17 protein-coding genes and 1 pseudogene are annotated in these 26,371 nt (G+C 58.6%); 13 read left to right on the forward strand and 5 right to left on the reverse strand.

The annotated features are described in order from the left end of the window. Window positions 1-59 precede the first annotated feature (59 nt). The 3 genes and pseudogenes from AC3ITA_RS02420 to AC3ITA_RS02430 all read left to right on the forward strand — a co-directional run bounded on the left by AC3ITA_RS02420 (window position 60) and on the right by AC3ITA_RS02430 (window position 4,034). On the forward strand, window positions 60-2,090 hold the full coding sequence (locus tag AC3ITA_RS02420) for a T6SS effector phospholipase Tle3 domain-containing protein (protein WP_489279318.1): 2,031 nt from the start codon (window positions 60-62) through the stop codon (window positions 2,088-2,090). Further along, a pseudogene (locus tag AC3ITA_RS02425) lies at window positions 2,087-3,768 on the forward strand (type VI lipase adapter Tla3 domain-containing protein). The gene AC3ITA_RS02420 and the pseudogene AC3ITA_RS02425 overlap by 4 nt, the downstream one beginning before the upstream one ends. Further along, window positions 3,765-4,034 carry a PAAR domain-containing protein gene (locus AC3ITA_RS02430; RefSeq protein ID WP_150673215.1) on the forward strand — a complete coding sequence of 90 codons (270 nt, stop codon included), beginning with the start codon at window positions 3,765-3,767 and terminating at the stop codon, window positions 4,032-4,034. Before AC3ITA_RS02425 ends, AC3ITA_RS02430 begins: the two are co-directional and overlap by 4 nt. A 103-nt stretch (window positions 4,035-4,137) precedes the next feature. Here AC3ITA_RS02430 and AC3ITA_RS02435 read toward each other — a convergent pair whose 3' ends face one another. From AC3ITA_RS02435 to rsgA, 4 genes are all read right to left on the reverse strand, one after another. Continuing rightward, entirely contained in the window at window positions 4,138-4,629 is a 492-nt protein-coding gene (locus AC3ITA_RS02435; protein ID WP_095943177.1) for a toll/interleukin-1 receptor domain-containing protein, read from the reverse strand. After that, entirely contained in the window at window positions 4,629-5,588 is a 960-nt protein-coding gene (locus AC3ITA_RS02440; protein ID WP_489279320.1) for a caspase family protein, read from the reverse strand. The genes AC3ITA_RS02435 and AC3ITA_RS02440 overlap by 1 nt, the downstream gene beginning before the upstream one ends. A 2-nt stretch (window positions 5,589-5,590) precedes the next feature. Further along, on the reverse strand, window positions 5,591-5,998 hold the full coding sequence (locus tag AC3ITA_RS02445) for a TIR domain-containing protein (protein WP_414928646.1): 408 nt from the start codon (window positions 5,996-5,998) through the stop codon (window positions 5,591-5,593). Window positions 5,999-6,196: 198 nt separating this feature from the next. Next, window positions 6,197-7,228: a small ribosomal subunit biogenesis GTPase RsgA gene (gene rsgA / locus AC3ITA_RS02450; protein WP_150673213.1), complete on the reverse strand. Its 1,032-nt coding sequence runs from the start codon at window positions 7,226-7,228 to the stop codon at window positions 6,197-6,199. A gap of 106 nt (window positions 7,229-7,334) precedes the next feature. Here rsgA and orn point away from each other — a divergent pair, with 106 nt between their 5' ends. The 5 genes from orn to AC3ITA_RS02475 all read left to right on the forward strand — a co-directional run bounded on the left by orn (window position 7,335) and on the right by AC3ITA_RS02475 (window position 18,878). Next, window positions 7,335-7,877, forward strand: coding sequence for an oligoribonuclease (orn, locus tag AC3ITA_RS02455; RefSeq protein ID WP_007995036.1), 543 nt, complete (start codon window positions 7,335-7,337; stop codon window positions 7,875-7,877). 194 nt (window positions 7,878-8,071) lie between these two features. Continuing rightward, complete coding sequence (locus AC3ITA_RS02460; RefSeq protein ID WP_095943174.1) at window positions 8,072-8,683, forward strand: trimeric intracellular cation channel family protein; 612 nt, start codon at window positions 8,072-8,074, stop codon at window positions 8,681-8,683. A 109-nt stretch (window positions 8,684-8,792) separates the two neighbouring features. Further along, window positions 8,793-12,809, forward strand: coding sequence for a dermonecrotic toxin domain-containing protein (locus tag AC3ITA_RS02465; protein ID WP_489279324.1), 4,017 nt, complete (start codon window positions 8,793-8,795; stop codon window positions 12,807-12,809). A gap of 161 nt (window positions 12,810-12,970) precedes the next feature. Beyond that, on the forward strand, window positions 12,971-13,951 hold the full coding sequence (locus AC3ITA_RS02470; RefSeq protein WP_095943172.1) for a hypothetical protein: 981 nt from the start codon (window positions 12,971-12,973) through the stop codon (window positions 13,949-13,951). 43 nt (window positions 13,952-13,994) lie between these two features. Beyond that, window positions 13,995-18,878, forward strand: a complete 4,884-nt coding sequence (locus tag AC3ITA_RS02475) for an RHS repeat-associated core domain-containing protein (protein ID WP_489279326.1) — start codon at window positions 13,995-13,997, stop codon at window positions 18,876-18,878. A gap of 31 nt (window positions 18,879-18,909) precedes the next feature. On the opposite strand, the gene queG is transcribed toward AC3ITA_RS02475, so the two are convergent. After that, window positions 18,910-19,980 carry a tRNA epoxyqueuosine(34) reductase QueG gene (gene queG / locus AC3ITA_RS02480; RefSeq protein ID WP_489279327.1) on the reverse strand — a complete coding sequence of 357 codons (1,071 nt, stop codon included), beginning with the start codon at window positions 19,978-19,980 and terminating at the stop codon, window positions 18,910-18,912. 63 nt (window positions 19,981-20,043) lie between these two features. On the opposite strand from queG, the gene AC3ITA_RS02485 reads away from it, so the two are divergent. From AC3ITA_RS02485 to miaA, 5 genes are read left to right on the forward strand one after another with little or no spacing between them, the layout of a single operon-like run. Further along, the gene (locus tag AC3ITA_RS02485; RefSeq protein WP_489279328.1) at window positions 20,044-21,543 is read left to right on the forward strand and encodes an NAD(P)H-hydrate dehydratase; all 1,500 of its coding nucleotides are present in this window, start codon (window positions 20,044-20,046) and stop codon (window positions 21,541-21,543) included. Next, window positions 21,531-22,001: a tRNA (adenosine(37)-N6)-threonylcarbamoyltransferase complex ATPase subunit type 1 TsaE gene (gene tsaE / locus AC3ITA_RS02490; protein WP_095943168.1), complete on the forward strand. Its 471-nt coding sequence runs from the start codon at window positions 21,531-21,533 to the stop codon at window positions 21,999-22,001. The genes AC3ITA_RS02485 and tsaE overlap by 13 nt, the downstream gene beginning before the upstream one ends. Then, window positions 22,002-23,432, forward strand: a complete 1,431-nt coding sequence (locus AC3ITA_RS02495; protein WP_095943167.1) for an N-acetylmuramoyl-L-alanine amidase — start codon at window positions 22,002-22,004, stop codon at window positions 23,430-23,432. After that, window positions 23,429-25,339: a DNA mismatch repair endonuclease MutL gene (mutL, locus tag AC3ITA_RS02500; protein WP_095943166.1), complete on the forward strand. Its 1,911-nt coding sequence runs from the start codon at window positions 23,429-23,431 to the stop codon at window positions 25,337-25,339. Before AC3ITA_RS02495 ends, mutL begins: the two co-directional genes overlap by 4 nt. Beyond that, window positions 25,339-26,310 carry a tRNA (adenosine(37)-N6)-dimethylallyltransferase MiaA gene (gene miaA / locus AC3ITA_RS02505; protein WP_095943165.1) on the forward strand — a complete coding sequence of 324 codons (972 nt, stop codon included), beginning with the start codon at window positions 25,339-25,341 and terminating at the stop codon, window positions 26,308-26,310. The genes mutL and miaA overlap by 1 nt, the downstream gene beginning before the upstream one ends. Window positions 26,311-26,371 lie beyond the last annotated feature (61 nt).

Consider the following 26,371-nt stretch of genomic DNA (forward strand, 5'->3'; position numbering starts at 1 on the left):
GGACACTGCTCCTCTGTGGATCAGCAAGAGGAACATGATTTCAGAAGGATGTGGAAAGCATGAGCTACACGGACAAGACAGTGATCGCCACCGGCACGAGTCGTTTGCTGCCCAATAGATCCTCGGATCGCAATACTGCTGTACCGCGAGACCTGCCCGGCGTGGTGATCTTCCTGCACGGTGTGAACGACCCCGGGGCGTCCTATGAGTCGGTGGAAACCGGGTTGTGCCAAGGGGTTAATGAGCGGCTGGATCGGCCGGATTTGAAGGCGGGGCGGTATGGGGCTGATTACAGTGCGGCTGAAGCGTTACCACCTGAGTTGCGGGAGGATGAGCACAAGGCTGCGCTCGATGATCCGGACACTTACCTCTACCAGCGCGATACAAACGCCCCCAAGACCCGCAGCCTGATGATTCCGTTTTATTGGGGCTACCGGGCCGAACCCGGCGAAATCAAACGCGACAAAAATGGCGACCCGGCCCGGCTACGCAATCAATTCCAGGACCGGTTCGACAACCGTCTGGACCGACATTTCGCCAAGGGTGGCGGATTTTTTGCTAACGCCACCAACAATCTGCTGGAGATGTACGAAGAGGGTTTCGCCAAATGGTTGCGCCATTGGGTTCAACCCACCATGCCCAATTCCCTGTACATGGGCAAGGCGCCGAACCGGCGTTACTTCGTGCTCGCGGCGACCCGGCTGGCCATGCTGGTCAGCGAGATTCGCCGCGTGTCCCCCGATGAAACCATCACCATCATGGGGCATAGCCAGGGCACGCTGATCACCTTGCTCGCCCAGGCCATGCTGGTGGATCGCGGTGAACGCTGCGCCGACTGCGCCATCATGGTGGCCTCGCCCTATTCGGTACTGCCGGACGCGACGCCGAAAAATTTGCGGACCCTGCAAACCCTGATCGACATCGTGCAACACACCACCCAATCGCCCCATGCGCAGCCACCCCTCAGCACCCTGCGCTGTGGCCTGCCGGGTTATGGCGGTCGCACGGGGCCACGCTGGTCGCCCGAACAAGGCCAGCGCTTGGGGGCCGACGGGCAAACCCTGGTGTTTCCCGAGCGGGACAACCGCGGCAAGGTCTACCTGTATTTCTGCCCTGATGACACCACCGTAGCGCTGGATGATGTGCAAGGCATCGGCACTTACGGCGTGCCGGACGAGCTGCCCGATGGTCAGCCGGCCATGTCCACGTTGCAGTCCACGCGTTTCTACCAGCGTCTGTGGACCAAGCGCCTGCGTGACGGCAAGCCGGTACTCGTGGGCAAGGCTCCCCAACCGGACTTCACGCGCGCCGAGGGGGAGCCGCGCTATCCCGGTGGCTGGTCGGTGGCCGCGATAGCCTCGCAGGCCGGGATCAGTGAAGGCCAGACGCGCAACATCAATGCCGAACAACTGCACCCACCCCATGCGCCGCAGATGTTTGGCGGCGAAGCCGTGACGGGGTCAACCGATGAGGCAGGCAAGGATCGACCGGATGCGGTGTCGCAGAACGCTGCATTGGGCAACCCCGGTGCCTCGTTCAAATGGATTTATGTGACCAACATTGACAAGCGACTCGACCTGGACGAAGGGCTTATTCGCTGGAATCACGGCAAAGAGCCGGACGACCAGACCCGGGCCCTGCGCCAGACGCCAGTGTCCGGCAACCCGATGCTCAATCGTAAGGACCACTACCGCGTCTACCGCGAGGAAACCCCTAACGAAATCCGTGCGCGCATGCAGGTTGATCAGAAGGAATGGACTGACAACAGCTATCACTCGGCCGTATTGCGTAGCCCGGAGAACCATCGCTGGGTGACGGCGATGGATATTGCGATTGGGCAAGCCAGGTGTCTGGATGACCCGGTTATGCGGGAGGTGTTGGTGGCGGTTGCGGATTGGAAGATGGATGACGAGCGATTCGATAAAGTCATGAAAATGGAAGGTTGGTCACGGCTTAGTGCAGGGACTAAAGCGCTGGTCGAGGCCAGCTATCTGTATTACGACCAGGGAAAATTTCCTGCAACCGAACTGGTCTCGCTGACTCCGCCGCAACTGGTGGTCGCCTCATTGGGAAAAGGAGTAACACCTTGAGGGATCGCCGACACGACAAATCACAGCGACCGCGCCTGAAGGGTTATCTCTGGGCGGCCGGGATAATGATAGCCACTTGGCTCGGTTTTTTACTGTTCATCATCTACACAGCACAGGCTGAAAACAGGGAGCTCAGGGACATGGGAGCCGTTATGCGTTGGGGAGTCGCGAGTATTTTTGGCACGCTGGCATTGATTTACAGCTGCCACTGGCTCGGCAAGGCGTCGAGGCCTACCAAGACGCAGAGCTTGAGGCCTACAAAACAAAAATCATGGCCGAAAGAGCCGAGCAAGTCGCTATCCAAGAGCGCACCTATGCGTTGGAAATACGGGGGCTGGGGCTCGCGGTGCAAGGCTGGTATCAATCATCGGTGTGGCAACAAGTCGAGAAAAAGGCAGACAACTTTGCTTCGATTTTTTCGAAGGACGTTAAGGATTACAAAGCCTCATTAACATCCCGAGAAAATTCCAGTCGTCTCAGTACACGGGCTGCTTTTCAGTATTCAGCCAGTGACTCCGTGGCCTACTGGCCAATTCCGGTGTTTGCGATAGCACCACCCAAACAGCCTGAGGACGCCGGAGCCCCAAACACTATTCTTAGTGGACGCAATGCCGCTACCTTGGGTGTCACGCTGTTCCTCTGGCAGGACGCGGACAATACCACCCATGCCCAGAGCATGATCGAGCGCTTGTTCGAGTTTTTTGACGACAATCCACAGGTGCCCCAGGCACTGATCGTTAGCAAAGATGGCGATGTGTCCCGAAACTTGTACCGAAAGCATGGTACACCCGGCTTGCAAAGCGTCCAGGCCGTTCCGACTATTTTCGGAAGCACGACAGGTCTGCTGCTCACCCGTTCGGATCGGGTAGACCGTTACATCCGCCCCTTTGCCACACAGGATTCGGAGGACAACCAGAACACAAACACCGACATGGGCAAGTTGTGGGCGTTCTACTGGAGTCGCGATGATGCATTTCTGGATTGGTATAAAGAAAGTGAGCGTGCCAAAGGCAGGACAGGTCATATTCGTCCTATCACCACCATGTCCTCCACCTACTGGCAATCCCAACTCCCCAGCCTCTGGCAAACCCTGAGCAACCGAGGCCCCGGTCATTTCGAACCCTCCGCATGGCTACCGGTGCGCTGGGCCGAGCATCAAGTCAAAGAGTTCGATAAAGCCCCGGTCCTGGGCTACCTGCACCGCCCGATCAAAGTCTCGATGCACGACGACAACGGCAAACCGCTCAAGCCTGCGTTACAGGCCAAGGCGCTGCAAGCAGGCTGGCTACAGGCACTGCAAACCCTGCCCGAGGGTGAAAAACCGGCACGGGTGTTTTACGACAGCACCGACAACACTGCTGGCGAAGTCGCCCTGACCATTGCGTTGCACGGCCTCAATGTCGATGGAGCCGGCCTCGAGTTGGGCAATGTCGACGAGGGTTACGACATCGGTCGGCGCCTGGGCAATACCGGCGTCAGTAGCGCCCTGGTCGAAATCAACCTCGCCACGATTGCCAGCTATCAGGAGGGTGGTGTCAGCGCGGTGGTGTACACCGGCGAGGACGGCAGCGTCACCGTGCAAATGGTCCGCCCGCCTGACGAAGCCCGTAAAACGAAGAACCAGCAAACCCACGGCACCGACCCGTTCAGGTTTCGTATGCCGGGAGACAAACCATGACCAATCCCATTTGCCTGGGCGATGCCACCAGCAGTGGCGGCACCGTCGTCTCCTGCCAGCTCGAAGGCACACACATCCTCAATGGAAAAACACCCGCAGTGTTGGGCGACAAGGCTACCTGCCCATTGCATCTGGGCGAGTTTGCCTTCGTCGAAGGCCATCCGCGCCGGCGAATGAACGGCATTCCCGTCGTATTGCAGGGCCATCTCCTGGCCTGCGGTTGTCATGCTGTGGCGGGCACGGCTCAGAATGTGCAGGTGGTCTAGGCTGAAACACCGGGTTATCTCTTTGTTGCGGGACGGCTGGTGGTTTCAGTTTGTTGTAAAAAAGCCGACATTATTGTCGGCTTTTTTGTGGGCGTTTTCTACGTTAAAAGCCGCGGATGACTCGGGCCTTGAGATCGGTGTGAAAGCGATCCGCATTGGATTTGTTAACGCTACGCACCGACTCGCTACCGTTCACCGAATCCAGTGACATCGAGCGCTTGAGTGTCGATTCGTTGCGATAGGCATCAATAAAGAACTCGATGTCCCGGTCGCTGGTCAGCTTGGGCCATTTATCGAGGTACAGTGGCAGCTCGGTCGGGCCGGTCTTGAACGAGCAGATGCGTCGGTTGGTGATGGTCGCCTCGCCGATTTCGAACGGCACCCACCAGGACAGTGCGGTTTTCTCCGACACCACCGCCAACAGGTGCGTGCATTCGCTGATGTTGCGAGTGATCACTCCGGTGATGTCATCGGTGGTCTGGGATTCGGCATCCAGTACGTCGAGGTAGGTCTTGATGTTGGCCTGGATCAGGCGCGCGTTGATTTTGACCGCGTGGGCGCGATCCATGTGGCGGTAGCTGATAAACACTGGCATCAGAAATGTCCCTTGATCGCGAGTTCGCGGTAATAGGCGCCGAGGGCGGTGAGGCGGCAGCCGGTGGAGTGGATGGCGGCGTAGTACATGTGTTCGGCGTCCACCGGTTCGACCAGGCTGTGGCGGTTGCACTTTTGCAGTTGGGCGAAGACATCGCCCTGTTCCGGGTTGAACTCGGGTTCGGTGGGCTCGAAGCTGGGGGCGAGGGGGTACACCGACTCCGCTTCGGCAAACCATTCGGGGAGTTTGCGCAGGATTTCCTTGGGGATCAGCGGCGACACTTCGCGCAGGGAAATGAATTGCGAAACGTTGGTCTTGAACACCGGACGCTGTTCCCAGGCATCGAGGGCGTTGTCGACAAACGAGTAGAGGCTGCCGGGAGTGATCTTGCCCAGGATGTTCGCGGCTCCGCCGTGCAGAGCCTGGAGCAGCAATCCGGTGAACACGCCGTGCTGCACGCCCTCCATCGCCGGCTCTTCCTTTTTGCAGGCGGTCAGGATGGTCATGCCTTCGCCGACCACGCTGCCTTCACTTCGCAAGGCGCGCAGTTCGCCGGCCGAGCCGCTCTGGCAACAATCGAGAATGATCACTTTGTTCTTGATCTTCGTGGCCTTGCTCGCCCAGTTGAGAATGTCGCTGAGACGAATTCCGTCCTTGGCGCTCTTGTAGTCCTGCGGGATCAACATGCCTTCGTCGGTGTCGGTGTCGAAGCTGCCGTGGCCGGCGAAATACAGCAGCGCGACATTGCAGTCCCCGGCAAACAGCTCGCGGATCTGGTCTTCGAGTTTTTCCCGGCTCAGGTAGTCCTCGGCGGAGGTCAGCACGATGTTCTTGAAGTTCGGATCGCCATTGGCGTCGGTCTTCAGTACCGAGGCCATGGCCATGGCGTCATTGCTGCAACCGCTCAGGCGCGACACATGGGTGTAGTCGTTGATGCCGATAAACAGTCCCTTGCGCATGGTTACACCGCCGTATGCTTGCGAATCGCATCGATGATGCTGTTGGTGTTCCACGCACATTCGGCATGTGCCGCGTCACGTACCACCGTGGAAATGCGTTCGGCGCCGAACGGCTTGATCGCAATGATCACCTTGCCCATGCGCTTGGCGATCTCGATTTCCTTGTTGATCCACTTGCTGTAGGTGGAGTACATCCCGGCCATGATCAATACCGCCGAACACGGGCGGATCTTGTTTTCGATGGCCTCCTCAAGTTGTTTGTCGGTTTTCGCGCCGACAATCGGGTTGTCCGGTGGTACCGAAAAGTTCTTGTACGCGAAACCCGGCTTGGCGTTGAGCAGGCGCACGAGATTGTCGTGGGCGTCGGAGTAATTCCACGAGTGGCTGATGAACAGATGGTAGGTTTGCATGGGTGTCCCTCGGTGTCGCAGGAGTGCGAAGAGGGTTTGAACTTAGGTGATTGCAGGGCGGCCACAAGGGGGCGGCGCGGAAAGAGAAATGCCCTACAAGCGGGCGTGCGCATGCCTTACAGAAAAGTCTGATGTTTAAGCGGGGGAGGATCCAGCCACCGACCGCCCCGCTGAAGGCAGGGCGGTCGGCACGTCTGTTTAGTAGCCGTTTTCCGGCAGGCTGGCGATGATCGAGCGGTAGCTGTTCATCCGTTGCTGCTGCACGCGGCCGTCTTCAAGGGCCTTGAGCAGGGCGCAACCGGGTTCGCGGTCGTGCTTGCAGTCACGGAAGCGGCAGGTGCCGAGCAGATCGTTGAACTCGATGAAGCCGGCTTCGACGTCGGCGCGGCTGACGTGGCCCAGGCCGAATTCGCGGATACCCGGGGAGTCGATCAACTCGCCGCCGCCGGGGAAGTGGAACAACCGCGCGGTGGTGGTGGTGTGGGTGCCCTGGCCGGACAGTTCGGACAACGGACCGACGCGGGTTTCGACATCTGGCAGCAGGCTGTTGACCAGCGAAGACTTGCCGACACCGGACTGGCCGACAAACACGCTGATGCGTCCGTCGAGCTGCTTTTGCAGTTGCTCCATGCCGTTGCCGTGGTGCGCCGACACTTCCAGCACCGGATAGCCGAGGGTGCGGTATACGGCGAGCAAGGCATTCAGTGCCGGGGCGTTGTTTTCGTCGATCAGGTCGAATTTGTTCAGCAGCAACAGCGGCTTGATACCCGCATGCTCGGCTGCGACCAGATAGCGGTCGATCAGGTTGGCGTGGGGCTCGGGCAGCGGTGCAAACACGATGACGATCATGTCGACGTTGGCCGCCACCGGCTTGAGCTGACCACGGCTGTCCGGACGACACAACTCGGTGTTGCGCGGCAGTTGCGCCACGATCACGCCGATACCCTGGTTGCCGGCGCGCCAGACCACCTGATCGCCGGTCACCAGCGCCGGCAGGTTGGCGCGCAGGTGGCAACGGAATACCTGGCCGGCCAGTTCGCCGTCGCGGGCCTCGACTTCGACCTGCACACCGAAGTGCGCGATCACCAGGCCATGCTGTTCCGGGCCCAGATCGCCGCCCTCAAGCGCCTCGACAGCCGAGGACTCGCGTTTGGCGGCGCGGGCAGCGCGTTCGCCCTGAATCTTTTCGATGCGCCAGTTTTGACGACGATTGAGTTGGCGTTTGGCCATGGGTGTTCCGTATAAAGAATGCAGCGATTAGGTAAAACGGCCGCGAGTTTAGCACGCCCGGCTACCGGCCTAGGCTAAACTGCGCAGCATTGCCTAGGAGCCAAACATGCAAAACCCACAGAACCTGATCTGGATCGACCTGGAAATGACCGGTCTGAACCCGGACACCGACGTCATCATCGAAATGGCCACCATCGTCACCGACAGTGACCTGAACACCCTGGCCGAAGGCCCGGTGATCGCCATTCACCACAGCGACGAAATCCTCGCTGGCATGGACGAGTGGAACACCCGTCAGCACGGTGGTTCCGGGCTGACCCAGCGTGTTCGCGACAGCCGCATCAGCATGGCCGAAGCCGAAGCCGAAACCATCGCCTTCCTGGAAAAGTGGGTGCCGAAGGGCAAGTCGCCGATCTGCGGCAACAGCATCTGCCAGGACCGTCGCTTCCTTTATACCCACATGAAATCCCTGGAAAGCTATTTCCACTACCGCAACCTCGACGTGTCCACGCTCAAAGAGCTGGCTGCGCGCTGGGCACCGGACGTGCGTGACAGCTTCAAGAAGGGCAGCACTCACCTGGCCCTGGACGACATCCGCGAATCGATCGCCGAGTTGCAGCACTACCGCAAGCATTTCATCAAGTTCTGAATCACGGCCGTCCGTACCGGACCCATCGCGAGCAAGCTCGCTCCCACAGGTACAGCGCCGCCCCTATGGGAGCGGGCCTGCTCGCGATGACGTCAGTTCAGTCACCTTGGATGGCTGAGGCGAATCTCGGGCGCCCTCTTTTGGTGCCTGGATGAACTGAGTAGACTGCGCGCCTTTCTGCAAGGACCGCCACTATGCTGCTGATGCTCTACCTGATAGCCATCACCACCGAAGCCATGACTGGCGCCCTCTCTGCCGGCCGGCGCGGCATGGACTGGTTCGGTGTAGTGCTGATCGCTTGCGTCACGGCGCTGGGCGGCGGTTCGGTGCGAGATGTGCTGCTCGGGCACTACCCGCTGACCTGGGTCAAACACCCGGAATACCTGGTGCTGACCACGGCTGCCGCCATGATCACGGTGTTCACGGCGCGCTGGATGCGGCATCTGCGTTCACTGTTCCTGGTACTCGACGCCATGGGCCTGGTGGCGTTCACCCTGATTGGCTGCATCACCGCCCTGGAAATGGGCCATGGCATGTTGGTGGCATCGGTCAGCGGTGTGATCACCGGCGTATTCGGCGGCATCCTGCGGGATATTTTCTGCAACGATATTCCGCTGATTTTCCGGCGTGAACTTTATGCCAGTGTTTCGTTTGCGGCGGCATGGTGTTACATGCTGTGTATCTACCTGCAATTACCCGGTGAACAATCGATTCTGATCACCCTGTTCGGTGGGTTTTTGCTGCGCTTGCTGGCGATCCGTTTCCACTGGGAAATGCCCAAGTTTGTTTATAACGACGAGCATTGAGTGTTATAGCTCTTGTTGCTGCAAGAGAATGTGCGGTAATTATTTAGCACTTTATGAACTGTTGCTTTTTATAAGCTGAATTTTCATTTCAGTTTATAGGCGACAAGTAATGGTTGACGCATGTTCAGAGACTTGCACGGGTAATAGTCGTAATCAATTCATCGAAGAAAAAATCCCGAACTGGCTGATCCAGGCGTTACCTCACAGACGCTTGGCGCTGCGACAAGCGCCTGTGGCCGTTGCTGATTGGTACAGAACCGCCTCAAAGGCCTCTCACGCTGCCCTGGCCCAAGCTGTCAAGACTGCCTGGTTGTCGCAGTCCAGGCTGGATAAAGTGTTCGAGCCGCTTGCCGATGCCCGTCGGTTTGCCGAGCCTTTGCTCCAGAAGGCGTTGAAAGATCGTTTTGGAGTTGAACTGGATGTCTCCCGAACGTTTCTGCGGCTCTACCTGCCAACGGGAATTTTGAATGGATATAAAGTTAAAACCCTTTCTCTGCTTGATGCAGCGTTGCATAACTTCGAAGTGAAGGAGTCGGCTGCGAATTATTTTGACAGTGCGTCCTGTTTTATCAGTGAGCCCGATGCTCGTGGTCACTTCAGTATTCTGTCGCTTAATAAGCGGATAGGTATTGATGCGTTTATTTTGGCTTGCCGCGATCTGGATATCGGTGGTCAGTACTCACAGCAATTGGAAGCCATGTTGTTACCGACGGATGCGGTAGCCAAGGCCGTCCTGGAATACAGAGTAAAAACCAGTCAAAAGGACGCGTTCAGAGCGGCGGTGTTGTTGGCGCGGATGAAAGGGGATATTTGCGCGGATTCACAGGTCTTGCTGTTGCGCCTGCTTGATGGGGTGCGCAGCCCGGGCATGCATTGTTATCAATTGCAGATCATGACGGCCCGGCTGACCGGGATCATGCTGCTGGCCGGTGATCTGGAGCGTTCTGCCTGGGTTGAGCCGCTTTTGGTTTACATCCCCGATGATCCACTGCACCCGATCAAGGAATATCCGTCGACGCTGGCGTTCAGGGCGACATTGATTGAGCAACTGCGCTCTCCGGTCTACCAAAGGTTTTTTGCACGGTTTATTGATCATGCGCAGCGCGGGGCGTTTTTTGCCGCGCTCGACCAGCAATTGAACGTTGTGAAGTGGCATCCCCCGCAACCAGCAGATCCACGACCCGCCTGGCGCAATACGCCAATTGATAAACCCGTACTGCGATTTCACATGCATAAGGTTCAGAGTGACCCGTGGCAATGGTTGTATCAGGGCGCGCTCAACAAAATCCTCAATGATGCACGCAATATCGCTGTGCCCACAGCGGACGAAGACCGTCAGTCTCGCTGGGAGTTTTGGGACAGTCTGCAGAACGTGGCGTCCATCTTTCTTCAGGTCGCCACCTTGGTGGCCGTGCCGTTCGTGCCTTTCGCGGGCGAGTTGATGCTGGCCTACACCGCCTATCAATTGCTGGACGATACCTTTACCGGCATTCTCGATTGGGCCGAGGGGCAGGTCGCCGAGGCGGCCGACCATTTGCTGGGCATCGCCGAAAACCTGGCGCAACTGGCGGCTTTCGGAACGGCGGCGACTGTGGTTGGCAGAGTGCTGGCGATCAAGCCTTCGGCATTTGTCGAGGGGCTCAAGCCGGTGACGCTGCACGACGGACGCACACGCTTGTGGAATCCTGACCTTGCGCCTTACGAGCAATCGGTCTCGCTACCGATGGGAGGTGCTACGGACGAACTGGGTCTTGAGCATCACGCTGGCAAGACTTTCCTCACGCTTGAAAGTCGCACTTATGAAGTGGCTGCCGACCCTGACAGCGGCGCCTACCACGTGCGTCACCCGGAGCGGCCGACCGCCTATCGACCGCGCCTGACCCACAACGGCGAAGGCGCCTGGGCCCATGAAGTCGAGCGCCCGATGGAGTGGCAAGGTGCGCAACTGTTCCGGCGTCTTGGACACTCGGTTGCGGAGTTTTCCGATATCACGGCAAGGCGCATTCTTGCAGTGAGTGGCATCGATGAGGCGGTGCTGCGGGACTTGCATGTTCACTCTCGGCGCCCGCCTGCGTTGCTTGAGGACAGCATTCGGCGGTTCAGGCTCGATGACCGAATCAGTACATTGCGTGCCCAACTGTTGAGTGCCGATCCTGCGGTGTATGCGCGTGTCGAACCGCAGATGCAGGCTCAATTGCTACAGATGCATGGGGTCCGCATATTTGAAAGTCAATTGCGCAATGGCAAGGGCCTGCAAGCCATCGTTGAGTCATTGGACGATGCAACGTTGAAAAAGCTGCTGGGTGTGAACCCGACGTCTGGCGATTCTCTGCCGGCGATTGAAGTTCGCTGCGCGCTACTGCGTGCGCGCATGGCTGACTGGGCCAAGGTGCATCGTTCCGAGTTGTTCAATGCCAGGGAACTTGCGTTCGAACACAGCACCGAAGAGGAAATCCGACAATTACGGCGGGTTTTTCCCGAGCTGCCCAAAACCATTTGCAAGGAGCTATGGCGCAATGCCGGCGCTTCCGAGCATTTGCGAATTCACAACCGGCTCGGAATAAGCCGACCAATGGCGTACGAAGCACTGTCTTATTTGCGAGAGCTGCGCCTCAGCCGCGCGTGTGAGGGCCTCTATCTGGAAGCCGTCAGTCATCCGGACAGTGACAGGATCGCACTGCATATGTTCGAAAAAATCAGCGGCTGGTCACCCCATGTTCGCCTTGAGGTGCGCGGCGAACAGTTCACCGGCACATTGCTGGACAGCGTTGGCAGTCCCGAGGCGCCTGTCCTTGGAGTGCTGGTCAGACAGAACGGCAAGTATCAGGCCCATGATGCCTTTGGCGTGCAACTGCATGGATTCGACACCCTCTATGGCGCGGTGATGCATGCGCTTCCCGACGGGCAACGCTCGGCGTTGGGGCTGTCCTACTCGAGCCGGGGCAGTGAGTTGAAACAATTGATCCAGCAACAACCGTTACCCTCGCGCGCTACGCTGCGAAAACTGTTTGCCCAGCCGCCAGTGGGCCCGGACGCCCGTTCGCCCATGGGGCTTGCGGTAGGACGGTCCGGTTATCTGTTGGGCGGTGGGGATTTCAAATCGGTCGAGTCGCGACCCATCGAGCAACGCTTGCGTGCGCTTTATCCAACGCTGTCTGAAGAGGATCTGGCGGACTTGCGTAGCGAGCGCATGACCGGGGATCCATTGCAGGCCGTCACCCGCCTGGAAAACGAGTACCTCACGCTGGTCAATGAGCTGGAGATCTGGGTCAAGGCAGTCCCCGAGCGTCATCCGCTCACCGGTTTGCCACTGGATGCCGGTACTGTCGAGGATCAAGTCCGCAAAAGACAGGCCTTCATGGAAGAGCTCAAAGCCAGTTGGTCGCGCAAGCAGACCTCCGCAAGCCCGTATGAGCCTTACCACTTTTATCTGTACCTCGACATCATCGGCGAGTTGCCGGAACTGTCCGCCGATTTTAGCCATGTGACCGAGTTGGTCTTGGGAAGCCATCATCAGCCCTTGCAAGGGCATGGTTTTCTAACGGGGTTTACCGGGCTGCAGTTTCTTACACTGGGGGGGATCAACCTGGAGACTTTCCCCATGGAAATTTTTCAGATGCGCCGCCTGGAGTCATTGACGCTTAACCGTTGCGCCTTGCGTCTTTCCGAGCCTGCAGCAGAAGGGCTGTCACGCATTGAAAGCCTGAAGTTGCTGAGTCTCAATGACAATCCATTGGGGATCAGTCCGCATCTGGGATTCATGAAGGGGCTGCGTGACGTTTATCTGCATGATGCCGGGTTATCTGAAGTGCCATCTGGTCTGTCTGGTCTTGAATATTTATCGAGAGTTGATTTGACGTCCAATGACATCATCGAAGTGCCGGACGAATTTTTTGATATTCCGGATACTCGTACCATTGATGTGGATCTCAGTGATAATCCCTTGGGGTTGGAAACTATTGCAGGAATTAATGAGTATCTTGATCGTGCGAGCCTGGATAGAAAGATCTTGATTCGATTTGATGAGTTGCCATCCGAGGAAGATAGTTTTTCAAGTGACTTTGAAGATGGCTCCGCAGACAGTGCTATCAGTAGTGGTGAGGAGAGCGATGGAGGCCAAGGTTGAGTTTTGATGTGGATGCTGTTTACATGGTTTGACTCTTTTCTGTGTGCTGTCTCGTGAATCATTGATGTAGTTTTATCTGTGTGGGGCTGGTCTAAGTCGCTCGGTTCGGCCCTTCATATAACTTCAAGCTATTATTTGATCACGCAAGAGGGAGTCGATTTATGGTGGATGAAAATTCCAGGCCGGCACGGATAACTACGTTCAAAGTACAACTTGACGGTGGAACGGGCGCGCGGTCAAAAACGATCTATGCCAATGGCAGGATGCAGGTCCGGGTTCAGGTGTTACTTGCCGCCGTTGATGGGAGTGGCAAGAAGGTTATGTTGCCGCCGTCGGTTTATCTGACGGTGAGGTTAATCAACTACAAGACCGGAGAATTGTTGGGGGATGGCTGGGAGGCCAGCGCTCCCAACCGTTTCTCGCGAGAGTTATATAACATTCCATTGGACTGGAAGGACGAACCACCACCCGTGGATCCCTACACCCGGGTGATTACCTATTGGGTTTCCAGTTCGGTCGCCCTGGATATGCAGATTGGTGCCGTGGTCATCTTGAATGATGTAGTGATTCGTACCAATGGTACAACAGCCGGATTCAGCGCAACCAGTAGCGTAACAATCGAGGCACAACCTCCGGTTGTTTATGATTTCGCGAAGTTTAACTTGAGTGCAGTTGCAAGCAGTCCTGTTTCTGCGACGACGATTACCCATTTTTACTTGGGATTGAATGTCGAAGGGAAACAGATAAAGCTGGTTGGGTGGTCAAGTCGGATTGATGCGAGCATTAATGTGTTTTCCAGAAATCATTTGGCGTTCGAGTGTCGTGGGTATCATTCGGATAATGCTTACTGGTGGAGGTCGGTCTGCCATGTTGGAGGGGTTGATGAGGCAGAGTTGTTCGTGGTTCTTCCTTCGGGGCGTGAGTCGAATAGGCCTCAGATATACCGTGTTCCAATTAATGATAGAAAAGGCATGTTGTCCATTGTTCAGGGGGTGACTCTGGATTTTACTGCTGATGAGTATGTAGGTAAAAAAGGTTTATTTTATTTTACCGTATACGATGTTTTTGGTACGGGACATGATTTGTGCTTGCGTTTTGATAACTCTGTTTTTCCAAACTATTTTGTTCTCGAGAGGGGTTAGCTGTTTTCGTTGAGTTAAAAATGTTTGTATTCAACGAGCATTGATGCACATCAATCAGGATGATGGTATGTCTGAAAAAACAAATACGCCTATTTTTTCCAATGCCTTTAACTTTTCCGAGTTTTTGAGTGGCGGGGTTGACCCCCGAACCGGCCTGTACACGTTCAATTTATCGCTGGGTAATATCAATTCATTGGCGTTGAATGGGCCGTCGCCGGAGATCAGGCTTCAGTTCAGCCCGCTCAATACCATTGATAGCGGATTGGGGGCCGGATGGTCGTTGCCGTTGTCGTACTATGATCGGGTGAACAATACGCTGTCGTTATCCGGTGGTGACAGTTACAAAGCGGTGCCGGTTGTTGATGGGCTCAAATTTACCGAGCCCCATGTGGAGGATTTCAACGTCACCCGCTCCGTCGCAGGTCAGTATTCACTGCGGCATAAAAGCGGTCTGCGGGAAGAACTCGAAGACTTCGATCAGACTGGCTTCGCAGTGCCGAAGCGGATCGTCGCAGCCAATGGCGGCGAAATCTATCTGGACTACGCCGCGCACCAGGGTCGGCCGGTACTGGTTGCGCTCAGAAGTAACGAACAAGCTTTACTGAGCCTTACCTACAGCGACGCGAAAGTCGTCCTCACTCGCTATCCCGGTACGGAATGTGAAGCACAGTTTACGTTGATACTGAGTAACGGCGAGGTTTCCGAGATCAGACTGCCGACCGCAGAACGATGGTCATTTGCCTATGAACAAAAGCAGGGGTTTCTTTGCCTGACTGAGGTGAACTCGGCGTTGGGCGCACGTGAGTTGATTGGTTATGCTGAAGACGGTCACGCCTTCCCACCCGGGGCGCCTGTCGAGACGTTGCCGTACGTGATTTCGCACACCGTGTTCCCGAAGGTCAAACAACCCGCCATCGTGACGGAGTACGAATTCTCCACGCATAACTTTCTCGGGTTCGATGATGGGCTTGTCTGGTCGCAGGAGCAGGACAGCCTGAGTGCGGCAGCGGAGGACTATTGCTACACCTCGACAGAGCGGCGGATGCAAGGCACAACCCTCCGCTCCACGACGGTAAGGACTTACAACAAATATCATCTGCTGCTCTCGCAGGTGACTCGGCGCGGGCAGGCTACGACGTCATCAACGACGCAGTATCACCTCCTCCCGGGCAAAAGTATTACGGAGCAACCCGCGCAATTTCGCCTGCCGTTGAGTCGCACCGACCTGTACAGGAATGAAGGTACGGGCAAGCAGCGCGAAGAGGTGACGCGAACGGAGTTCGACAGGTTCGGTAATTTGTTGAAGCAGGTCGATCCTTCCGGCGTTACCACAGTCAGCGAGTTTTACGCGGCATCCGGCGCTGAGGGTTGCCCCGCCGATCCCTTGGGTTTTGTCCGTTTCGAGAAGCAGCGTACGGTCCATCCTGCCGAGGGCCCCAAAGGGCTGGCGCCAGCTCCTGTGACCATCACTCGCTATCGCTATCAGTTGCTGAAGGGGCCGGCTGGAAGCTCGCCGCAACATGTCGTGCCTGTCGCGGAGGCGTTCTGTGAGCAGACAGCGGATGTTGAAACGCTGCACTTGCAAACGGATCTGGCTTATTTCGCTCTGTCGGATGAACCTCATCGGCGGGGCCTGCTGAAAAAACAGACCCGCACGCAGCAGGGGCATGCGACCCATTGCGAGTTTTCCTACACCGTGCAGGGCGCGAATCTGCTCGTGCAGACAGTACTGACCGGCTTCGACGGAACAAGAACGACAGACTCCAGGACCTACTCGGCATTGAGTGGGGTATTGGTGTCCGGGAAAAATCAGGAGGGGCTCGCCACAGACTTCGTCTATGACACCATGGGTCGCCCCCTGGCTGAAACCGTTGCCGAAGGGACAAAATACCAGGCGCGGCGCCATTCGCTGTGCACAGCTGCGACCAAGTCCTCACCCGCATCATTGCTTAACACCGACGCCAGCGGCGTGCAGCAGCGGGTAACTTACGACGGTGTCGGGCGCGTTGTGACAATCGAGGAGCAGGACAGTGATTCCTCGGCAGATGGACCTTTGCGAGTGGTTTTTACGGCGCAGTACGACGGGATCGGTGAGCTTGTCGCAGAAGTGCGCACCGATTGGCTCGCTGGTGTCGCGCTGCCCCTCAAGCAAAGCTTTGTCTTCGATGATTGGGGGCAGATCCAGACCACTCTTTCCCAGGACGGCCTCAAGCACCACGACAACCATGATCCGGTGACCCGACAACTATCGCGCTGGACCGAAGGCGCTGGCAAAACGGTTACGCAGTTCAATGATTTCGAAAAGCCAGTCAGTGTCGAAGTGTTCGACCGCACGGGGCAAAGCCTGGGCAAGACGATGCATGTCTATGACGGGCTTGGCCGCGCTGTCAGCCAGACGGATCCCGAGGGAAACACCACGACATACACGTACGATGTTTTTGGCCGGTTGCTGTGCAGTGTGTTGCCCGATGGCACAACCGTGGAGACCAGGTACGCCAGCCACAGTCACCTGTCATTACCCGTTGAAATCAAAGTGGGGACGCAAAGCATTGGCAAGCAGACATTCGATGGTCTCGCCAGGCTTACCCGGAGCGAAGTGGGTGGCCGGGAAACCGGCTTGCGATATGACGATGACTCGAAGCACCCTGTGGTCGAAATCAGGCACAGCGGTGAGCGTATCAAGTACACCTATGAGCGTGACCTGGGTGGCAAAGTGGTTCGGCGCGAGGCCTTGGGGGGCGAGAATGCTCCGCTCCCCGGCCCGGCACTCGAGGCCGATTACACCTATGAAGCCAGGCAGGGGGCGTTGATCGGTTGTAGTGAGCAGGGCCGGACATCGACCTTCGAATACAGTCGCTCCGGCAAGTTGCGGCGTGAGACATCAACCGGGACAGGCCAGAAAAAGGCCACGGCCGAATACAGCTACTCACTGGCCGGACGGTTGCTGGCCTATACCGATGTGCTGGGTAAACAACACAAGACGACCTACGACGTCTTCGGGCGCCCCGAAACCCATGTGCAAGATGAGGTAAAGGCAGATTTTTCCTACAACGCCTTGGGGCAGTTAGTCAGCATCCATGCCCAGGATCCTGATAGCGGCAGTTCACTGATAACCCGTTTGGTCTACGACGACTTGGGGCGAGAAGTCTTGCGCAGTTTTGACTCCAGCAGGAACGTCACGCAAACCCTGGCGTCGCGATACACCTTGAGCAACAAGCTGGCCCAAAAAACCCTGAAAAATGGCGACCTGGTTGTTCGCGACGAGTTGTTTACCTACGACGTACGTGGACGACTCACGGATTACCAGTGCGAAGGATCGCTGCGGCCGCGCGACTTCCAGGGTAAGGAGATCATTCGGCAAACCTATGTTTTCGATGCACTGGATAACATCCTGACGCTGAAAACCGAATTTCCCGGTGGCAGCAACCTGACAACCTACGCATACAGCGAGGTCGATCCGACGAGGCTGGTCGGCATCAAGCATAGCCATGGGGACTACCCGGCGCCGGTGACCCTTGAGTACGACGCAAATGGCCAACTGGTTCGGGATGAGCAGGCGCGCAGGTTGACCTACGATGCTTTTGGGCGACTGACGCAAGTGGCCAGTGCGCAAGGCGCTGTCTTGCGTGGTTATGGTTATGACGCCCTGGACAAACTTGTCCAGTTGTCATCGGCGGATAAGTTATCCACTCAGCGCTACTATCGCGACGGGCGGGTCATCAATGAGGTGTGCGACAACGAGGCGATCACCTGTCTGCGTCAGGACGGCCTTCTGTTGGGACGGCATCAAACGGGGACAAACCCGGAGTTCAGGTTGGCCGGTACCGATCGGCAGCAGTCTGTTCTGAGCGAAATCACGGCAAGCGAACAGAGCGAAATCGTTTACAGCCCCTATGGGCATCGTCTGGCGGAAGGCGGGTTGTTCAGCCTGGCTGGATTCAATGGCGAGCAGCTTGATCCGGTGACAGGGCTGTATCTACTGGGCAATGGACATCGCGCCTACAGTCCGGCCTTGATGCGTTTTCTCGGTCCAGACAGCCTGAGTCCTTTCGGTGCGGGCGGGTTGAATCCGTATGCCTACTGCCTGGGCGACCCCATCAATCGGGTCGATCCCACAGGGAATTTCTCCTGGCAAAGTATTCTGGGCATTGCGCTGGCGGTGGTGGGAATCGTCGCCAGTTTTGCCTCTTTTGGCGCTGCAACGCCATTGGCCATTCTTGCGCTTGGACTGGGGACGATTTCCGGCCTGACCGGCATCGCTGGTGTGGTTGCCACAGAACTGATGCCGTCCTCGGCGGCAGGTGAGGTGTTGGGTTGGATCAGTGTGGCGACAGGTCTTGGGGCATTCGTCGGGGGTGGCCTTGCCGCCACCAAGGCATACACCCAGTGGGGCAGCAAATTGCTGACCACACCGCCTACCAACGTCTCGGCATTCGGTTATCGGCCGGGGGTGTTGGCAGGTGGAGGAAGGGGGGTGGCCAAAGGGGCGCGAGGGGGTAGCAGAACGCCGCAAGCTGCCGCGAAAGCGCCAGGACCGGAAAGATGGACGTTAGTGGATGATGTTGGCAGGAACGATTTCACCCCGAACGGAAGACCCGGCAATGTTGCACGCAGCAAATATGCCGACTTCAAAAGGGGGGTAGAGGAGGGCTTGAGCCCTCACGAGTCCGCAAGAGCCCATCTGGGCAACAGTTATGATCCGTACCCCGGTTACAGCGGTTATACGAGAGTTGTCAGTGAAGTCCGGGCGAGCAATCAGGCGGCGGCGAATGCAGGCGGGAGATCCAGGCAGGTCCCGGCGTTGATCTCCGAACCACACCATATCCATGCGCGTCTCGGCGGATTCGACCGGGTTTTTTTCCTGGAGTATCGAACGGAAATGAGGGTGGTCATCAAGCAGATCGGATCACACGATCCTCAATGGTAACAGTCTGGTCATGGGGTTCATGTTGATAGGCCTAAACGGCACGTAGAGCATGCTGCTGTAGCGCCCACTCCACATGCTCCCTGACCAGCTCCGACGGATACTCCCGTCGCGCCTTCAGCGCCTCCAGCACCGGAATCGTTGAAGGCGCATTTCCCAACCCCACCGCCAGGTTGCGCAACCAGTTTTCGTAACCGGTCCGGCGCAGCGGCGAGCCTTCGGTGCTGCTGAGAAACTTCTCTTCATCCCACATGAACAGTTCCGCCAGCCCGGCATTGTCCAGATTGTGCCGCGGCTTGAAGTCGCTTTCACCGGATGGCCGGGCGAAGCGGTTCCACGGGCAGACGATCTGGCAATCATCGCAACCGAACACCCGGTTGCCGATCAGTGGCCGCAGATCTTCAGGGATCGCGCCTTTGAGTTCGATGGTCAGGTAGGAAATGCAACGTCTGGCGTCCAGCACATAGGGGCCGACGAAGGCGTTGGTCGGGCAGATGTCGAGACAGGCACTGCAACGGCCGCAATGTTCGGTGGCGTGGGGCGGGTCGACCGGTAGCGGCAGGTCGACGAACAGTTCGGCGAGAAAAAAGTAACTGCCGGCCTTGCGATTCAAGACCAGAGTGTTTTTGCCGATCCATCCAAGCCCCGCCTGTTCGGCGATGGCTTTTTCCAGCACCGGGGCACTGTCGACAAAAGCGCGGAAGCCGAACGGTCCGATCTCGGCCTGAATTTTTTCCGCCAGTTGTTGCACGCGTTTGCGAATCAGCTTGTGGTAATCACGGCCGAGGGCATAACGGGAGACGTAGGCTTTTTCCGGTTGGGCCAACACTTTCGCCATTTGGGTGTCGCCGGCCAGGTAGTCCATGCGCAGCGAAACCACGCGCAAAGTGCCCGGCACCAGCTCTTCCGGGTGCGAGCGTTTGCTGCCGTGGGCGCCCATGTAGTCCATTTCGCCGTGGTAGCCGGCTTCGAGCCAGCGTTCCAGATGGTGCTCATGCTCAGCCAGGTCGAGGCCGCTGATGCCGACTTGCTGGAAGCCCAGCTCTCGGCCCCAGTCCTTGATGGATTGGGCGAGGGCGGGCAGGTCTGTGGTAATAGCGGGCATGAGACGAGAGAAACCGGAGCTGAGGTGCGTATAATTCTGCCAGACATCGGAGCCCGAAGACGCATGCCGCACACTAAAGATGAATTACCCGACGCGCTGTATAGCGCCGCCCAGGTGCGAGCACTCGACGCGAGCCTGATCGCCGCCGGTACGGCGGGCTTCGAATTGATGCAGCGCGCGGCGCGGGCGACGTGGCGGGCGCTGGTACGGCAGTGGCCGACAGCGAACGAACTGAGCGTGTTGGCCGGACATGGCAACAACGCAGGCGACGGGTATCTGGTGGCCGTGTTGGCCCGGCGTGCCGGTTGGTCGGTGCGGGTGCTGGCGGTGGGGGATCCGCAACGGTTGCAGGGTGATGCGGCCTTGGCCCATGCCGAGGCAGTGTCCGAAAACGTGCTCATCGAGCCCTGGACGGCACAATCCGGATTGCGCGGCATTGTGCTGGATGCTTTGCTTGGCACCGGCCTGAGCGGTGATGTGCGTGAGCCCTATGCCAGCGCCATCGCCGCGATCAATGCCAGCGGGCTGCCGGTTGCGGCGGTGGATATTCCGTCAGGGTTGTGCGCGGATACGGGCCGCATCCTTGGTCATGCCGTGCATGCCGACCTGACGGTCACGTTCATTGGCTTGAAGGTAGGGCTGTTCACCGGTGATGCCGCGAATGTGACGGGTGAGCTGGTGTTCAACGATTTACAGGCTGATCCGCAGTTGCTGGACGGCACTGCGTTCACGGCTCGGCGACTGAATATCGGTAACCTGCCGCGTCTGGCGTCCCGGGCACCGGCATCCCATAAAGGCAAGTTCGGCCATGTGCTGCTCATTGGCGGTGATCGCGGTTACGGTGGGGCAATCTTGCTGAGTGCACAAAGTGCTCTGCGTAGCGGTGCGGGCATGGTTTCGCTGTCCACCCGTCCGGAACATGTTTCGCCAGCGCTTTCTCGAATTCCGGAAGCCATGGTGCTGGGCACGTCGTCGGCCAATCAACTGATGGGGATGCTTGAGAAGGTATCGGTGTTGGTGGTCGGGCCGGGTCTGGGCCAGGCAGGGTGGGGGCGCAGCCTGCTGTCGGCTGCGGCCAATGCGCATTTGCCACAAGTCTGGGATGCCGATGCCTTGAATCTGCTGGCTGGCGGGCACGTCGATCTGCCCAGCGATTGCGTGATCACCCCGCATCCGGGGGAGGCGGCACGTTTGCTTGGGGTGAGCACTGCCGATGTTCAGTCTGACCGTCCCGCCGCAGCCCATGCCTTGAGCAAAAAATATACAGCGGTCGTCGTCCTCAAGGGTGCCGGCAGCCTGATCGCCCATCCCGACGGGCGTCTGGCGCTTTGTCATCAGGGGCACCCGGCCATGGCCACTGCCGGTCTGGGCGACGTGCTGGCCGGTTTGCTCGGCGCATTGCTGGCCCAGGGCATGGAGCCATTCGACGCGGCCTGCCTGGCGGTCTGGCTGCACGCCAATGCCGGCGAGCAACAAGGAAAATCGGGCCGTGGGCTGGCGGCCAGTGATCTGATCCCAGCCATTCGTCAGTTGTTGGAGGAGCAAGCACCGTGTCTGAAGTAACCCTGTACCTGGCCGATGAGCAGGCCATGAGCGACTTTGGCGCACGCATTGCCCGAATCACCCGAGGCCATGGCCTGATCTTCCTCGAGGGTAACCTGGGGATGGGCAAAACCACGTTGTCCCGAGGCATCATCCGCGGCCTGGGACATGTCGGGGCAGTCAAAAGCCCGACCTTCACCCTGGTCGAGCCTTATGAGATCGGTGACATTCGCGCCTTTCATTTCGATTTGTACCGTCTGGTCGATCCGGAAGAGCTAGAGTTCCTCGGTATCCGTGACTATTTCGAAGACGATGCCCTGTGTCTGATCGAATGGCCCGATAAAGGTGCAGGCTTTTTGCCAAAGCCTGACCTGACCATTACCATTAGCCCGCAAGACAGCGGGCGTTCGCTGAAAATTTTATCCCAGGGCTCGCGTGGCGAGGCCTGGTGTGCCGCTTTGGCATTGGAATCCAAATAGATGATGGGGTTAGGTATGCGCTTTCGCGCGTTGGTGGCTGCCGTAGGGGTGTTGTTTTTGGCGGTGACCGTCGACGCCGTGGCCGATTCGAAGGTCAACAGTGTTCGTCTGTGGCGGGCACCGGACAACACACGACTGGTGTTTGACCTGACCGGCCCGGTGCAACACAGCGTCTTTACCTTGACGGCCCCGGATCGCCTGGTCATCGACATCAATGGCGCAACCCTCGGTGCGCCGCTCAACGTCAACACCTCGAATACGCCGATAACCGCCATGCGCTCGGCTCAACGCACGCCGACCGACCTGCGGGTGGTCATCGACCTGAAAAAGGCCGTGACGCCGAAAAGCTTCTCCCTGGCGCCGAACGCCCAGTACGGCAACCGGTTGGTGGTCGATCTGTTCGATAACGCCGCAGACGCCGCGCCTCCACCAGCGCCGACACCGTCGGTCGCCACGGTGCCCGCCGTGCCGGTCACGCCGACGGAACCTGCAATCAAGTTGCCACCGGCGCCGGCAGGCAAGCGCGATATCGTTGTGGTAATCGATGCCGGTCACGGCGGTGAAGACCCGGGTGCTTCCGGCTCTCGCGGTCAGCGCGAAAAAGACGTGGTATTGCAGATTGCCCGCGAAACCCAACGCCAGGTCAACGGCATGAAGGGTTTCCGCGCGGAACTGACCCGTACCGGCGACTACTTCATTCCGTTGCGCGGCCGTACCGAAATCGCCCGCAAGAAAGGCGCCGACCTGTTCGTCTCGATCCACGCCGACGCCGCGCCGTCTGCCGCCGCTTTCGGTGCCTCCGTATTTGCCCTGTCCGATCGTGGCGCGACTTCCGAGACCGCCCGCTGGCTGGCCGACAGCGAAAACCGTTCCGACCTGATCGGTGGCGCCGGTAACGTCAGCCTCGATGACAAGGACCGTATGCTCGCCGGCGTGTTGCTTGACCTGTCGATGACGGCATCCCTGACCTCCAGCCTGAACGTTGGCCAGAAGGTGCTGAGCAACATCGGCCGGGTGACACCGCTGCACAAGCAACGGGTTGAACAGGCCGGGTTCATGGTGCTGAAATCGCCGGATATTCCATCGATCCTGGTGGAAACCGGGTTCATCTCCAACGCCAACGAAGCCTCGAAGCTTGCCGCATCAAACCACCAGCAGGCGCTGGCGCGTTCGATCAGTAGCGGCGTGCGTCAGTTCTTCCAGCAGAACCCGCCACCGGGCACTTACATTGCCTGGCTGCGCGACTCCGGCAAGATTGTGCAGGGGCCACGTGACCACCGCGTCAACCCGGGCGAGACCCTGGCGATGATTGCCGTGCGCTATCAGGTGTCGCCCGCGACCCTGCGCAGCGCCAACAGCCTGTCGAGCGATGAGCTCAAGATCGGTCAGCACCTGACTATTCCGAGCACTGAACTGGCGGCCAAAGAATGAATCAGGTCGTGAACAACGGCGCGCGAATCGAGCTGCTCAGCCCGCGACTGGCGAACCAGATTGCCGCGGGTGAGGTGGTCGAGCGCCCGGCTTCGGTGATCAAGGAACTGCTGGAAAACAGCCTCGACTCCGGCGCCAAACGCATCGACGTCGATGTGGAGCAGGGCGGCGTCAAGCTGCTGCGGGTGCGCGACGATGGCAGCGGCATTTCCGCCGATGACCTGCCGCTGGCCCTGGCCCGTCACGCCACCAGCAAGATCCGTAATCTGGAAGATCTTGAACAAGTCATGAGCCTGGGGTTTCGCGGCGAGGCCCTGGCATCGATCAGCTCCGTCGCGCGCCTGACCCTGACCTCACGCACCCGCGACGCCGATCAGGCCTGGCAGGTCGAGACCGAGGGCCGTGACATGGCGCCCCGCGTGCAGCCTGCGGCCCACCCGGTGGGCACTTCGGTTGAAGTGCGCGACCTGTTCTTCAATACGCCGGCGCGACGCAAGTTTCTCAAGACCGAAAAAACCGAATTCGATCACCTGCAAGAAGTGATCAGGCGCCTGGCCCTGGCGCGCTTCGATGTGGCGTTCCACCTGCGCCACAACGGCAAGACCATCCTCAGCCTGCACGAGGCCCATGATGATGCGGCCCGTGCCCGACGCGTGGCGGCGATCTGCGGTCCGGGTTTCCTGGAGCAGGCACTGCCGATCGAAATCGAGCGCAATGGCCTGCACCTGTGGGGCTGGGTCGGCCTGCCGACCTTTAACCGCAGCCAGGCCGATTTGCAGTATTTCTTCGTCAATGGTCGTGCCGTGCGCGACAAACTGGTGGCCCACGCGGTGCGCCAGGCCTATCGCGACGTGCTGTTCAACGGTCGGCACCCGACCTTCGTGCTGTTTTTCGAAGTCGATCCGACCGGTGTGGACGTCAACGTGCACCCGACCAAGCACGAAGTGCGCTTCCGTGAAGGGCGCATGGTTCACGATTTCCTCTACGGCACCTTGCACCGCGCCTTGGGCGATGTGCGCCCCGACGATCAACTGGCGGCGCCGGTTGCGACGGCCATCGTCCGGCCTACCGGCCTTGAAGCCGGTGAGTTCGGGCCCCAGGGCGAAATGCGCCTGGCCGCCAATGCACTGCTGGAGCAACCCCAGGCTGAGCCGTCGTTCAATACGCCGGCGGGTTCGGGGGCTGGCGCGGGTTATCAGTATCAATACACGCCGCGTCCGCAGTCCGGTGTGCCTGTCGCCGAAGCGCAGGCCGCCTATCGCGAGTTTTTTGCGCCGTTGCCCGAGGCCAATGCCGTCGCGCTGCCGGCCGGGCAGGATGACATCCCGCCACTCGGTTATGCGCTGGCACAACTCAAGGGCATCTACATTCTTTCGGAAAACGCCCAGGGCCTGGTGCTGGTGGACATGCACGCCGCCCACGAGCGGATCATGTACGAACGCCTCAAGGTCGCAATGGCCAGCGAAGGCCTGAGCGGCCAGCCGTTGCTGGTGCCGGAGTCCCTGGCCGTCAGTCAGCGTGAAGCCGATTGCGCCGAGGAACATGTCGCCTGGTTCCAGCGCCTGGGCTTTGAATTGCAGCGCCTGGGCCCGGAAACCCTGGCGATCCGGCAGATCCCGGCACTGCTCAAGCAGGCCGAAGCCAACCGGCTGGTCGCCGACGTCCTGGCTGATTTGATGGAGTTCGGCACCAGCGACCGTATTCAGGCGCACCTGAACGAATTGCTCGGGACCATGGCCTGTCACGGTGCGGTTCGCGCGAATCGGCGTTTGGCCTTGCCGGAAATGAACGCTCTGCTGCGTGACATGGAAAACACCGAGCGCAGCGGTCAATGCAACCATGGCCGACCGACCTGGACCCAGCTGGGCCTGGACGATCTGGACAAACTGTTCTTGCGCGGTCGTTGATGAGCCAGTTCCCACCTGCGATTTTCCTGATGGGCCCGACCGCCGCCGGCAAGACCGACCTGGCCATCGAACTCACCAAGGTCCTGCCTTGCGAGTTGATCAGCGTCGATTCGGCGCTGGTCTACCGTGGCATGGACATCGGCACCGCCAAGCCTTCCAAAGAGCTGCTGGCGCAATATCCACATCGTCTGATCGATATTCTCGACCCGGCCGAGAGCTATTCGGCCGCGGATTTCCGCCGTGACGCCCTGGAGGCCATGGCCGATATCACCGCGCGCGGAAAAATTCCGCTGCTGGTGGGCGGCACCATGCTCTATTACAAGGCTTTGGTCGAAGGCCTGGCGGATATGCCGGCCGCCGATCCCGAGGTCCGCGCGCAAATCGAAGAAGAGGCTGCGCGCCTTGGCTGGCAAGCCTTGCACGAACAATTGGCGGTGATCGATCCGGAGTCCGCAGCGCGAATACATCCGAACGATCCTCAGCGATTGAGTCGAGCGCTGGAAGTTTATCGTGTCAGCGGTCAAAGCATGACCGCCCTGCGTTTGCAACAATCTGTGCAAAGTACTGAAGCAGCCGCTTCGGGACTGCAACAATTGCCCTATACTGTCGCGAACTTGGCCATTGCTCCGGCAAATCGCCAGGTACTGCACGAGCGAATTAAACAAAGATTCACTTTAATGTTGGAACAGGGATTCATTGACGAGGTCGTAGCCCTGCGTAATAGAGGTGACCTGCATACCGGGTTGCCGTCTATACGTGCAGTAGGCTACCGCCAAGTCTGGGACTACCTGGATGGCAAGCTGACGTCAGCCGAGATGCAGGAGCGTGGAATCATTGCCACGCGCCAGTTGGCGAAACGCCAGTTCACCTGGCTGCGCAGTTGGACTGATCTGCATTGGCTGGACAGTCTGGATTGCGACAATCTGCCGCGCGCCTTGAAATACCTTGGGACCATCTCCATATTGAGCTGAGTCCTTGCAATTGCCGTCTATCCTTGGGGGTGTGGCGGCCAAAGCCATCTGATTACCTATT

Source organism: Pseudomonas sp. GL_090 (assembly GCF_057837765.1).

Excerpts from the sequence above, each read along its gene's own strand:
- mutL (WP_095943166.1), top strand. The coding sequence starts at position 23,429 with ATGAATCAGGTCGTGAACAACGGCGCGCGAATCGAGCTGCTCAGCCCG.
- AC3ITA_RS02435 (WP_095943177.1), bottom strand. The coding sequence starts at position 4,629 with ATGCCAGTGTTTATCAGCTACCGCCACATGGATCGCGCCCACGCGGTC.
- AC3ITA_RS02420 (WP_489279318.1), top strand. The coding sequence starts at position 60 with ATGAGCTACACGGACAAGACAGTGATCGCCACCGGCACGAGTCGTTTG.
- miaA (WP_095943165.1), top strand. The coding sequence starts at position 25,339 with ATGAGCCAGTTCCCACCTGCGATTTTCCTGATGGGCCCGACCGCCGCC.
- AC3ITA_RS02460 (WP_095943174.1), top strand. The coding sequence starts at position 8,072 with ATGCTGCTGATGCTCTACCTGATAGCCATCACCACCGAAGCCATGACT.
- queG (WP_489279327.1), bottom strand. The coding sequence starts at position 19,980 with ATGCCCGCTATTACCACAGACCTGCCCGCCCTCGCCCAATCCATCAAG.
- AC3ITA_RS02465 (WP_489279324.1), top strand. The coding sequence starts at position 8,793 with ATGGTTGACGCATGTTCAGAGACTTGCACGGGTAATAGTCGTAATCAA.
- AC3ITA_RS02495 (WP_095943167.1), top strand. The coding sequence starts at position 22,002 with ATGATGGGGTTAGGTATGCGCTTTCGCGCGTTGGTGGCTGCCGTAGGG.
- AC3ITA_RS02440 (WP_489279320.1), bottom strand. The coding sequence starts at position 5,588 with ATGCGCAAGGGACTGTTTATCGGCATCAACGACTACACCCATGTGTCG.
- AC3ITA_RS02485 (WP_489279328.1), top strand. The coding sequence starts at position 20,044 with ATGCCGCACACTAAAGATGAATTACCCGACGCGCTGTATAGCGCCGCC.
- AC3ITA_RS02475 (WP_489279326.1), top strand. The coding sequence starts at position 13,995 with ATGCACATCAATCAGGATGATGGTATGTCTGAAAAAACAAATACGCCT.
- AC3ITA_RS02445 (WP_414928646.1), bottom strand. The coding sequence starts at position 5,998 with ATGCAAACCTACCATCTGTTCATCAGCCACTCGTGGAATTACTCCGAC.
- rsgA (WP_150673213.1), bottom strand. The coding sequence starts at position 7,228 with ATGGCCAAACGCCAACTCAATCGTCGTCAAAACTGGCGCATCGAAAAG.
- orn (WP_007995036.1), top strand. The coding sequence starts at position 7,335 with ATGCAAAACCCACAGAACCTGATCTGGATCGACCTGGAAATGACCGGT.
- AC3ITA_RS02470 (WP_095943172.1), top strand. The coding sequence starts at position 12,971 with ATGGTGGATGAAAATTCCAGGCCGGCACGGATAACTACGTTCAAAGTA.
- AC3ITA_RS02430 (WP_150673215.1), top strand. The coding sequence starts at position 3,765 with ATGACCAATCCCATTTGCCTGGGCGATGCCACCAGCAGTGGCGGCACC.